Raw genomic sequence first — 11,860 nt, 5'->3', positions numbered from 1 at the left:
GCCGAGTGACCGACCGATCTCAACGAGGAAGCGCAGGACGATGACTCACACACGAATGCTTCGCGCCGGTTTGCCGGATGACGAGAACCGCGACTATCTGCCGGAGACCCTGAAGAACTCGGACTGGGTGGTCAACGAGAACGGCAACAACTCCCAGCCGTATCCGACGCGTCTGCAGGAGCACCGCGGCTCGATCGTCGACGAGCAGGACGACACGTGGTACCTCTACGTGCCCGAGTCGTACGACTCCTCGCACCCTGCGCCGCTCGTCGTGTCCATGCATGGCGGACTCATGACCGGGTGGGGACAGGCCGTCTACAGTTCCTGGACCCTGATCGCGGAGCGTGAGGGCTTCATCGTGCTCTTCCCGGATGCCAGCAGCCGCCGGCTGTGGACGCTCGAGGTCGCGGACGAGTTCGTCGAGGCAGCCACTACTCCGAACCCCAGCGGCATCTACTTGCTCCCTCCGCCGGAGACGATCGAGAAGTACCGGGACATCCGACTGCTCCGCGCGTTGATCGACAAGGTCCGTGAGGACTATGCCGTCGATGCGGCGCGCATCTACATCCAGGGCATGTCGATGGGCAACGTGATGTCCGACCAGTTCGCCCGGCACTTCGGCCATCTGCTTGCCGGTGTCGCTGGTTCAGGCGGCCCGACCGCTCTGGGCGTGCTGTATGACAATCACGGCGCGCCGGTGAACGATGGCGGCCCGGTGCCCGTCTGGCTCGGCACGCTGGAGCTGGACACGGTGCCGCCGTTTACCGGGGGTACCGACCGCGAGGTCGTGCGCGGTAACCGTGACTACTGGTTGGCAATCAACGGTGTCAGCGCGCCGCCTCGCATCGCTGTGCGCGGGCACGACAACTTCGCCTTCTACGACGGTGAACACGCCGACGTCGTGGTACGTGATGTACAGGGCCGCGACCACGGGCAGACGCTTGACGACGCCGAGCTGGTCTGGGAGCACCTGTTCTCCGGGGTGCGTCGCGGACCGGACGGCCGGATCGAGACGACCGATCCTCTGGCCCCGCGCGAGGGCGACACATTCGCGGTCGCCGTCGCTGATGGATGCGATCGGGCTTGGGTTCGCAACACCGTGGTCGAGGTTGGGGCGACGGTGTTCACCTGGCGCACGCTGAAGTACCACGGACTGGGCGGGGACGCGGAGGTCCGGGCCGAGTACGTCTACGTGCCGCTCGAGTTCCTCGCCCGCACGTTCGATGCCACGTTCGAGACCGACGAGAACCACACGTGGGCCCTGCTGACTCTGGCCGACGGCAGGACGCTTGAGTTTGCTCGTGGCCTGGTGGCATGCGTCATCGACGGCCGAGTGCGTTCGATGGAGAGTGAGGCGGTCACGCGAGACGGGCACTTGTCCATCTCTTTGGAGTGGTTCTGCGTCTTCGTCATGGGCCTGCGCGCTTCGAGATGTGAGGGTGTCCTCTATGTCACCGACCACCACGCAATCCTCTCCAAGAACATGGCGCACCTCATCGAAGACCTGCTCAGGACGGAGAACCAGCAGTGACCGCGCCGGCGGACGGTCAGAAGGAAGAGATCGCCGAGTCAGTGCCAAAGCGCAGGTCGACGGACAAGCAGGCACGCCGCCCGCGGGCACGTTCCGGTCCGAGCATCTGGTCGCGTGGCTTCGTCTTCGTGCTGCTCGTCAACTTGGTGATCAACATGGGGCAGTACATGATGATCGCCGTCGTACCGAAGTTCGCAGAGGCCCTCGGCGCCACGGCTGTTGTAGTCGGGCTCGTCACCGGTGCCTTCGCCGTGACCGCGCTGGCTGCGCGGCCCGTGGTGGGACCTGCGACGTTCAAGTTCCGCAACAGCAGCCTGCTGGTGGTGACGACCGCTGTCATCTTGCTGGCGTTCGTCTGCTACGGGGTCGCCGACAGTATCGAGGTGGTCATCGTCGGCCGGCTCCTGCACGGAGTCGGGATGGGGCTACTCGCGCCAGTCGCGCTGGCACTGGCGAGTGAAAGCCTCCCCGAGAGCAAGATGGCATCAGGCATTGGTGTCTTCTCACTCGGGCAGGCGATCGCGATGGCGCTCGGGCCGTCGGTCGGTCTCGCCCTGGTCGACGCCGTTGGCTATCGCGCGACGTTCTTCACCAGTGCCGGGACGATGCTCCTGGCGCTCGGGCTGGCGTTCACGGTCTCGAGCCCTCCGCCTCAGGAGACAGGCCGCATGCGGTTCTCCTGGCGGCGTGTCGTGGCTCCCGAAGCGCTTGTGCCGGCAGTAGTCATCTTCTTCCTCGCGGGCGCGTTCTCCGCGGTGAACTCGTTTGTGGTTCTGTTCGGGGAGTCGCGGGGTGTCGCAGACATCGGACTGTTCTTCACCGCATACGCGGTCACGATGCTGGTAGCGCGACCTATCGCAGGGAAGATCGCGGACCGGCATGGGCTGGCCAGCGTCATCACCCCCGCGATCGTGCTGTTCGGGGTGGCGTTCCTCCTGATCGCCCACGCCCGGTCACTGCCCGCGTTCATCGTGGCGGGAGTGGTCTCGGCCCTTGGGTACGGAGTTTGCCAGCCCGCCGTCCAGAGCCTGTCCCTCATGGCCGTCACGAAGGAACGTCGTGGAGTCGCGGGGAGCACGAACTACATGGGCGTCGATCTCGCGTACCTGATCATGCCCGTCGTGGCCGGGGCGATCGCGTCGTCATTCCATACGGCAGGCTCGGACGGCAGCGACGGGTACTCGATCATGTTCCTCCTCATGATCATCCCGGTCGCCGCGGGCCTAGCCGTCTTCCTTACATTCACGCTGCCCAAGCGGAACAGACAGCAAGGGACTCTCGCATCATGAAGAAGATCTCGAACGAGGCAATGCTCATCACCTATGCCGACAGCCTCGGCGGTAACCTCACGGCGCTCGAGACCGTCCTCGACACTGATCTGGCCGGAGCGTTCGGGGGATTGCACATTCTCCCGTTCTACCCGTCCTCTGGAGACCGAGGGTTCGCCGTGATCAACTACGACACTGTCGATCCACGGTTCGGCACCTGGGACGACGTGCGGCGCCTGAGCGAGAAGTATTACCTGATGGCCGACTTCATGATCAACCACGTGTCCATCCGATCGCGAGAGTTCCTTGACTACATGCAGAATGGCGACGCGTCGCCGTACCGCGACATGTTCATCCACTGGGACGAGTTCTGGCCCGGCGGAGAGCCGACCGAAGCCGAAATGAGCGCTCTCTACCGGCGCAAGTCGAACGGGCCCTTTCTCGAGTTCACCCGCGCGGACGGCACAGTCGTCAAGCTCTGGAACACCTTCTTTGAGGAGCAAGTCGACGTTGACCCATGGGCCACTGCGACGCAGGAATACTTCGCCCGTAACCTCGGCCGCATCGCGGACGTGGTTCCGCTCGTGCGCTTCGACGCCTTCGCGTACGCGTCCAAGCGGCCCGGTACTAGCTGCTTCTTCGTCGAGCCGGAGGTATGGGACGTGCTGGAAATCGGGATGAGGCCGCTGTTGGAGCGTGGTGTCCAGACGCTGCCGGAGATTCATGAGAACTACCAGGTCCAGCTCAAGATGGCCGAGCGCGGGCACTGGGTCTATGACTTCGCGTTGCCGATGCTGACGCTGCACGCCCTTTTCACAGGCCGGACCGACCGGCTCGCGCACTGGATGGAGACATGCCCTCGCAAACAGTTCACCACGCTCGACACTCATGACGGCATCGGGGTCGTCGACGTGGTCGGCCTGCTGAGCGATGCTGAGATCGATCTGGTGTCCGAGCGAGTCAACGCGAAGATCGCGGATAGCCGGCAGTACGTGCGGGCGCCCGCGGGGGTGATCCACAGGGGAACCGAGAAGGTTAGGCAGTACCAGCTGATGTCGAGCTACTACTCGGCGTTGGACGAGGACGACGACGCCTACCTGCTCGCTCGTCTGGTCCAGCTCTATGCCCCCGGCATCCCTCAGGTGTACTACGTCGGCGCGCTCTTCGGTGAGAACGATGTCGAGGCCCTGAAGGCGTCGGGCGATCCGCGGAGCATCAACCGCCATGACTTCACCATGGACGAGGTCCGCCAGCGGGTGGCTGACCCGCATGTCGCGCGGTTTCTCGACGTGCTGCGCTTCCGAAACGGGTGCGGAGCGTTCGACGGGGACCTGACGGTTGCCGATACTGACGTAGAAGGTGAGCTGCTGCTGACGTGGCAGCGTGCCGACGAGCGCACGTCCCTTCGTGCGAACTTCCACGACAGGACCTACGAGATTACTGCTGGCTTCGTCGGTCAGCCGCAGGAAGTGATCTTCGTGTCGGGGGAAGCGTCGTGATCGCCGTGCGCGCCTCCTGCGCCGGTGGGCGGCGCCAGGTTGTCCCGAACTGACTAGGACGTGTCCGCGGTTCCGGGTGCCAAGGGCTGGATACCGGCTGAAGATGGAGGCGCGTGGCGCGGCCACTCACCGTGCGCACGGTCGGCCGAGTGCGGGAAGGACAAGTTGGTGACTGGACCAACGAACGGAACCAAGAGATCCGCTCGGGCTGACGAACCGGACGCCATCACGGTGCGTGGGGCGCGTGTGCACAATCTCAAGGACGTCGATGTCGCGATCCCCCTGGGCAGGCTCGTGGCCATCGCCGGCGTCTCCGGGTCCGGCAAGTCCTCGCTCGCACTCGGTGTGCTGTATGCCGAAGGGTCGCGGCGGTACCTTGAGGCGCTGTCCACGTACACCCGGCGCCGCCTTGATCAGGCAACGCACGCGGCCGTGGAGAGTGTCGAACATGTGCCGGCGGCGCTCGCGCTGCGGCAGCGGCCTGCGGTTCCCGGGATACGCAGTACGTTCGGAACGTCGACCGAGCTCCTCAACAGCCTCCGCCTGCTCTTCTCACGGCTTGGGCATCACAGGTGCCCAAATGGACACCGCCTAGAGCCGACCATGGACGTCGCTCTGGACCTCCTCCTGACCTGCCCCGAGTGTGGGGTGATGTTCGGGCCACCGAGCGCGGAGTCGTACGCGTTCAACAGCGAGGGCGCGTGCCCTCGCTGTGCTGGCACAGGATCGGTGCGCGAGATCGACGAGGCTGCCCTGGTGCCCGATCCCTCACGGAGCATCGACGACGGTGCGGTCGCGCCGTGGTCAATATTCGGTCTGGCGGCGGTACCGAAGGTGGTTGCCGAGCTGGGTGTGCGCATCGACGTGCCGTTCTCCGAGTTGACGGAGGAAGAACGACGAATCGTCTTCGAGGGGGCACCCGTCAAGCGCGTCATCCTGTATCCCGCAAAGAACGGCAAGCTCTTCGAGCTCAACGCGAGCTACCGCAATGCTCGCCAGGCGGTCGAAGAGGCGTTGAAGAACGCCAAGACGAAGAGCGGACTCGATCGTGTCGACCGGTTCTTCACGGTGCACACCTGCCCGGACTGCGGCGGCACCCGCCTGAACGAGCAGGCCCGCTCAAGCCTCGTTGACGGCATCGACCTGGCCGAGGCCACCGCTAAGACCCTCGATGAGGTCACCACGTGGGTGCAGTCGGTCCCCGGGACCGTCCCGAAGCCGATGGTGCCCATGGCGCAGAGCATCGTGTCCCAGATGGTCGCGACCGCTCAGCGGCTCATCGAGCTCGGTCTCGGATACCTCACCCTGGACCGAACGTCGTCCACACTGTCCACCGGGGAACGCCAGCGGGTCGCGCTGTCCAGGGCGGTGCGCAACCGGACCACCGGCGTGCTGTACGTCTTGGACGAGCCGTCGATCGGGCTGCACCCGACAAACGTCGACGGCCTCCTCGGCGTTATCCGTAGTTTGCTGGCCGATGGTAACTCCGTGGTCGTCGTCGACCACGACGTCCAGGTCCTGCGACAGGCCGACTGGCTCATCGAGATCGGGCCCGGCTCTGGTCGGGCGGGCGGCCGGATCATCGCCGAAGGCGCACCGCACAGCCTGGGAAGCAACGCTGGGTCACTGATCGCAGGGTTTCTCACCGGTGACGAGGAGGTCTTGGTTCGCCCGAGGTCAAAAGCAGAGGACGTGTTCAAGGTGGGGCGTATCCACCTGAAGACCGCGCCGCTGCACACCGTTCACGCGCTGGATCTGAGCATCCCCCGCGGACGTCTCACCCCGGTCACCGGCGCCTCCGGCTCCGGCAAGACCACAGTCGTCCTGGAAAGCCTGGTCCCAGGGGTGAGGGCACACGCCTCCGGGCAGCCGCAGCCGGAACATGTCCGGGCGATCGACACGCACGGAATCGAACGCGTCAACGTCGTCGATTCCTCACCGATCGGCATCAACGTGCGGTCTACGGTGGCTACCTACAGCGGCGTTCTCGACGACCTGCGCCGGGCCTACGCCGCGACACCCACGGCCAAGGAACGCGGCCTGAGAGCGGGCGACTTCTCGTACAACACCGGCAGCCTGCGGTGCCCCACCTGCGACGGCACCGGGCAGATCGAGCTCGACGTGCAGTTCCTGCCCGACGTCGACATCCTCTGCCCCGTCTGCGAAGGCTCCCGGTACGCCCCGGAGGCGGGAGCGATCCGCAGGATCCCGCGCGCAGGCAGGCAGGAAGACGGGCTAGCGCTGCCCGAGCTGCTCGCCCGCACGGTCATCGAGGCGATCGAGCACGTCGGCGACCTGAAAAAGGTCCGGTCCCGGCTGCAGACCCTCATCGACCTGGGCCTGGGATACCTCACCCTGGGCGAGGCCACCCCTGCGCTGTCCGGCGGTGAGGCACAGCGACTCAAACTCGCCACGGAGCTCGACCGCGACCAGCACGACGCGCTGTTCGTCCTGGACGAGCCCAGCGTCGGCCTGCACCCCCTCGACGTCCGCGTCCTGCTCGGTGTGCTGCAGCGGCTGATTGACCGCGGGGCCACGGTTGTCTTCATCGAGCACGACCTCGACATGATTGCAAACGCCGACTTCGTGCTCGACCTCGGCCCGGGTGGCGGCGCGCACGGTGGACGCATCATCGCTACCGGCACCCCCGAGCAGGTCGCTGACAGTTCGGACAGCGTGACCGGTCGGTACCTGCGGGAGGTGCTCACCGCGTGAGAGCTGGTGAGGTGCAGCGTTTGGTGGGCGGCGGCTCAGCTCGTACCGACCTGGGCCGCACCGACCGAGGCCTAGTCGTGGGCCGGGAAAGCGGCCGGGGTCAGGTCATCGTGGATGGCCTTGCACGCACCCTTTCCGGTGCCGTCTTGTGTCGCGCGGCTGAGGGCGCGTACCGAGCAGCCTGGCGTATTCGGCAGCATGGTGCAGTTCGCCTTCGGTGACCAGGATCGGGTAGTGAAAGGTGGTACGGCCTGGCCGTGACGGGTTCCACGGTCGCCGTACTTACGCTTTCGACCGCCGTTCACGAATGGGGCGTGACCAGGTCGTAGGAGTCCTCGACGAGGTCACGGACAAGCGCCGCCGTGATGCCCGCGCCAGCCTCGATGGTGATCCAGTGGCGCTTGTCCAGGTAGTGCCCCGGCGTGATGGTGCGGTGCTCGCGGCGCAGCGCATCACCGCGGACGGGCTCGGCCTTGACCGTCACAGCCCGGTGTGCCTCCTCGTCCGTCACGATCAGGAACACCTTGCCCTGCGCCTTGTAGACATCGAGCGTCGGGCTAAACGGCCTCCCTCTGGTTACGCCCGGTAGCCGGTTCGCCACCTCCGCGGCGATACGCTGCAGTGCCGGGCCGGTCAGCGGCATGTCAGAACTCCCGCTGCCTCGGGTCGGGATCCACCGACCGACGACACTCCGGAAGGCCGTAGACGGAGAGATCGTGCGAGCTGTCCGTGAGTTTCCGGACCGACCACCTGGCTGAGGTTAACCACGGGCTGCTGTGAATGGTGGTTCAGCGCTGCTTGTTGGTGTGGAAACCCGGGGCGATGGCCTCGCTCTGCCGCAGAGTTGCTGTCGGCGAGGTCACACCTCATCATCGCGACCGGCTCGCTGGGAACCTCGGTCGCGAGAGCAGTGAGGATCTTGGCCTCGGCTTTGAAGATCTGACACTCGGGCGCGAACGGGTATTCATGTGTCGCCTCCGGCAGGTGCTTCGCGCTGCCGATCGCCAGTCGGGGCATCTTCGTGACATCCATGTCAGCTTCCTTTCGCTTAGGACGTGCTGCCGTAGAACCAAGGCGGCCAGCGATGGCCGCGGACGAGCCGGATACTCTCAGCAATGATGTATCGCCCTATATCTGGGTGCCCTGCCACGACAGACTGTCCATCCTCAACCACCGCGACGTAGGTAGCCTCGACAAGAGACGTGGAGCAGAGCATGCGGTGGTGGACGTTCGACGCCTGCCTGGTTCGGTCTCCCGTCCATGGTGCGAATAAACGCCATGGTGCGAATAAACGTATACAACGCCCAGTGCGTGTGCACGCTGACGCCGCGAGCCGCGCTCGCCGCATCCCGGACGTGTCGACGCCGTTTAGCGGCTCGTAACGACAGTTGCAGGCCGAACGTCACGGCCCCACGCACGGATTATCGTTGCAGGCCTTCTGGCCCAGCTGGCCGAGCAGCGAACCGGGAAGACGAGCTGCCGAGCGACGCGCCCGCGCGTTGCGCAGACCTCGAGGACGCATCCGTCGACGACGACCTGAAGTCGTGTAAGCGGCTCATCAGGAAACGACGCGGAACCTAGGGAGGGGATCTCCGGGTGGAACACGACATCGCCAGAGTCGGTGCGATCGCACAGAGGGGCTGAGCGTCGCTGTACGTCGGCGGCGGAACGAACCAGATCTGAGAAGCCACCACACGATGTTGTGTTCTTGTCCGACTACCGCATGACACGGTTGGTGACACGCGCGTTGTGCCCATTGACGCTTGCGCTCGGATAGATCGCACTCGTACGTTGCCGGCCTGACTCGAGTCGCTCAGAGCGGCCGGTCCTGGCCCATTTTGTCCCCACCATCGGCGCGTCTCAACAGCCCTCCCGTACGCGTCCGTCACCGCGGTCACGGCCCAGCGGTACGACCTGCGGCGTGCCGGCCACGGGATCGGGCACCACCAGACAGCGCAGACCGAATACCTCCTCGACCAACTCGGCCGTGACGATCTGATCGGGGGCGCCTTCGGCGACGACCTGACCGTCTTTCATCGCGATCAGATGGGTGCCGTAGCGGGCGGCATGGTTCAGGTCGTGCAGCACGGCGACCAGGGTGTGGCCGACGTGGTGCAGGTCGGTGAACAGCTCCATCAGCTCGATCTGGTGGGCAATGTCAAGGAAGGTGGTCGGCTCGTCCAGCAGCATGATGCTGGCGTGCTGCGCGAGCGCCATCGCCACCCACACCCGCTGTCGCTGACCCCCCGACAGCTCGTCCACCAAGCGGCCGGACAGGTCGGTGACCGCAGTCTGGTCCATCGCCCTGAGTACGGCCTGCTCGTCGGCCCCGGTCCACTGCCGGATGAACCCCTGATGCGGGTATCGACCTCGCGCCACGAGGTCAGCCACGGTGATGCCGTCGGGGGCGATCGAGGCCTGCGGCAAGAGCCCGACCCGCCGCGCCACCTCCTTGGTCTTGAAAGAGCTGATGTCGGCGCCATCGAGGACGACCTGCCCGCCCGACGGTTTGAGCAGTCGGGACAGGCCGCGCAGCAGGGTGGACTTGCCGCACGCGTTCGGACCCACGATCACGGTGAACGACTCGTCGGGGATAGCCACCGAGAGCTGTTCGGAGATGATCCGTTTGTCGTAGCCGATCGTCGCCGACTCCACGTGGAGTCGTGAGCCGCTGGGGGACGGCGTGGACATGCGTGCCGCCAGATCGTTGGTGGTGCTGGTGTGAGTGTTCATAGGCGTCTCCTGGCTTCGGTGAACAGCAGCCAGCCGAGGTAGCCGCCGCCGAGCACGACGGTGATGATGCCGACCGGCAGGGGGGTCGGCGCGATGTGCTGGGCGATGTAATCCGCCGCCAGGCACAGCAGTGCGCCGACGAAGGCGGCGGGTGCGAGGGTGATCCCGGCGGTGCGGGCGAGCCGGCGTCCGATCTGCGGTGCGACCAGGGAGATGAACACGATCGGCCCCGACGCGGCGGTGACCGCCGCCGTCAGCGCCACCCCCACCACGATCAGGCCCAGCCGAACCGGTGAGATCCGCACCCCTTGCGCGGCGGCCGCGTCGTCCCCCAGTTCCATCTGCCGCATGGGCCGGCTCAGCATCGCGGCCAGCAGCAGGAGCACAGCGATGCAGATGCCGCCCATCATGACCTGGTTCCAGGACACGCCGTTGAGTGAGCCGGCGCCCCACGTCGCGGCGGACAGGGCTTGATCGAGATCGGCTTTGAGGATCAGCCAGGTGTTGAGTGAGCCGAGCATCGCCGAGATGCCGATGCCGACGGTGACCAGCCGGAAACCCTGCACGCCTCGCCGGTAGGCGAGCAGGTACACGGCGATCGCAGTGGCCATGCCGCCGACCAGGGCCCCGCCGACCAGTTGCACGTAGGTGCCGTTGACGAGCAGGATGACGATCAGTGCGCCGGTGTACGAGCCCTGGGAGAACCCGATGATTCCGGGGTCTGCCAGCGGGTTGCGCAACAGTGACTGGAAGACCGCCCCGCTGACCCCCAGCGCGGCACCGAACACCAGCGCTGCGGCCGCCCGGGGCAGTCGCCACTCGACCACGATGTCGTGCACCAGCCCGATCTCCCCGCCGGTCAGTGCGGAGACCACCTGTCCGGGGCTGAGCTGGTACGAGCCGGTCATCAGCGCGAGCACCGCCAGGCCGACGACCGCGACCGCGAGCACCGCACAGACGACGACCGAGCGCCGCTCGAGCCGTACCGCGATCCTCCAGCGCCGCAGCACCAGCACCTGCCGCCCGAAGTCCACCCGGCCGGTGCGCGTCGGCCGAGCGATCCGTGCGGCACTGGTGTGCGTATCGAGTCCACTGTGCGCGCTCACAGTCCGCTCGCCTTCTTGCGCCGCGCCAGCGCGATGAGAACGGGGGCACCGACGAAGGAAGTGACGACACCTACGGGGATCTCACTGGGCCGCAGCACGACCCGCCCGATGACGTCGGAGAGCAGCACCAGGCTCGGGGCGAGAAGGATGCTGTAGGCGAAGATCCACCTCTGGTGCGGACCGACGATCCAGCGGGCCACGTGCGGAACCATGAGACCGACGAACACGATCGGTCCGGCGATGCCCGTCGCACCCCCGGCGAGCAGGGTGAGCGCGATGATCGCCAGGACGCGAGTGGGTACCAGGCGGACACCCTGGGCAACCGCCAGCTCGTCACCCAAAGCCATCGCATTGAGCGGGCTGGCCACCACGAACGCCAGAACGAGTGCTACCGCGAGGAACGGCAGGATCGGCCACACCACGTCGAGCGGGCGGCCCGCGATCGAGCCGGCGTTCCAGGATCGCATCGCGTCGAAGGCGTCCGGGTTGGTCAGTTGGAGCGCCTCCCTGGCGCCCCCGAGGACCGCGCCGACGCAGACCCCGGCGAGCACCATGACCACCGGGGAGGAGCCTTGCCGCGTCGACCCGAGGGCGAGCACCATGAGCGTGACGACCAGCGCACCCGCGAACGCGAACCACATGTAGCCCTGGACGTCGCGGACTCCGAGCAGGCCCACGGCGACCGTCACCGCGAAGGACGCACCGGCGTGGACGCCGAGAACGCCCGGATCGGCCAAGGGGTTGCGGGTGAGTGCCTGGATCAACGCGCCCGACAGGCCGAGGGCGACGCCGACGACCAGACCCACTATCGTGCGCGGCAGCCGGTAGTCGCGGATGGCGAACTCGTCGATGTCGGCCGAAGAGTGGACCAGGGCATCCCACACCACGGCGGGGGCGATGACCGTCGACCCGATCATCACGCTCAGCACCAGCAGGCCCAGCAGCACCACCAGCGCGACGACGAGGCCGAGCAGACGACGACGCGGTCCGGGCACCGTCACGGTGCCC

At 66.3% G+C, this 11,860-nt stretch carries 9 protein-coding genes; 4 read left to right on the top strand and 5 right to left on the bottom strand.

All coding sequences use genetic code 11. The features are described 5' to 3' along the window. Window positions 1-40: 40 nt before the first annotated feature. From AC0QU1_RS15870 to AC0QU1_RS15855, 4 genes are all read left to right on the top strand, one after another. Window positions 41-1,531: a CE1 family esterase gene (locus AC0QU1_RS15870; RefSeq protein WP_483570600.1), complete on the top strand. Its 1,491-nt coding sequence runs from the start codon at window positions 41-43 to the stop codon at window positions 1,529-1,531. Beyond that, the gene (locus AC0QU1_RS15865) at window positions 1,528-2,820 is read left to right on the top strand and encodes an MFS transporter (RefSeq protein WP_483570598.1); all 1,293 of its coding nucleotides are present in this window, start codon (window positions 1,528-1,530) and stop codon (window positions 2,818-2,820) included. The genes AC0QU1_RS15870 and AC0QU1_RS15865 overlap by 4 nt, the downstream gene beginning before the upstream one ends. Continuing rightward, entirely contained in the window at window positions 2,817-4,298 is a 1,482-nt protein-coding gene (gene gtfA, locus AC0QU1_RS15860; protein WP_483570596.1) for a sucrose phosphorylase, read from the top strand. Before AC0QU1_RS15865 ends, gtfA begins: the two co-directional genes overlap by 4 nt. A 246-nt stretch (window positions 4,299-4,544) precedes the next feature. Beyond that, on the top strand, window positions 4,545-7,013 hold the full coding sequence (locus tag AC0QU1_RS15855) for an excinuclease ABC subunit UvrA (RefSeq protein WP_483570594.1): 2,469 nt from the start codon (window positions 4,545-4,547) through the stop codon (window positions 7,011-7,013). A gap of 301 nt (window positions 7,014-7,314) precedes the next feature. Here AC0QU1_RS15855 and AC0QU1_RS15850 read toward each other — a convergent pair whose 3' ends face one another. From AC0QU1_RS15850 to AC0QU1_RS15830, 5 genes are all read right to left on the bottom strand, one after another. Further along, window positions 7,315-7,656 carry an MmcQ/YjbR family DNA-binding protein gene (locus tag AC0QU1_RS15850; protein ID WP_483570593.1) on the bottom strand — a complete coding sequence of 114 codons (342 nt, stop codon included), beginning with the start codon at window positions 7,654-7,656 and terminating at the stop codon, window positions 7,315-7,317. Then, window positions 7,647-8,045, bottom strand: a complete 399-nt coding sequence (locus tag AC0QU1_RS15845; RefSeq protein ID WP_483570591.1) for an MmcQ/YjbR family DNA-binding protein — start codon at window positions 8,043-8,045, stop codon at window positions 7,647-7,649. The genes AC0QU1_RS15850 and AC0QU1_RS15845 overlap by 10 nt, the downstream gene beginning before the upstream one ends. An 828-nt stretch (window positions 8,046-8,873) precedes the next feature. Then, window positions 8,874-9,704 (bottom strand): ABC transporter ATP-binding protein, encoded by an 831-nt coding sequence (locus tag AC0QU1_RS15840; protein WP_483576710.1) that lies wholly within the window; start codon window positions 9,702-9,704, stop codon window positions 8,874-8,876. 38 nt (window positions 9,705-9,742) lie between these two features. Continuing rightward, window positions 9,743-10,780 carry a FecCD family ABC transporter permease gene (locus AC0QU1_RS15835; protein ID WP_483570590.1) on the bottom strand — a complete coding sequence of 346 codons (1,038 nt, stop codon included), beginning with the start codon at window positions 10,778-10,780 and terminating at the stop codon, window positions 9,743-9,745. 68 nt (window positions 10,781-10,848) lie between these two features. Beyond that, the gene (locus AC0QU1_RS15830) at window positions 10,849-11,853 is read right to left on the bottom strand and encodes a FecCD family ABC transporter permease (protein ID WP_483570589.1); all 1,005 of its coding nucleotides are present in this window, start codon (window positions 11,851-11,853) and stop codon (window positions 10,849-10,851) included. Window positions 11,854-11,860: the final 7 nt, after the last annotated feature.

The organism is Promicromonospora noduliphila (assembly GCF_056951025.1).
Note: the sequence above shows the minus strand (reverse complement) of the source record. Positions and strands in the feature narration are given on the sequence as shown.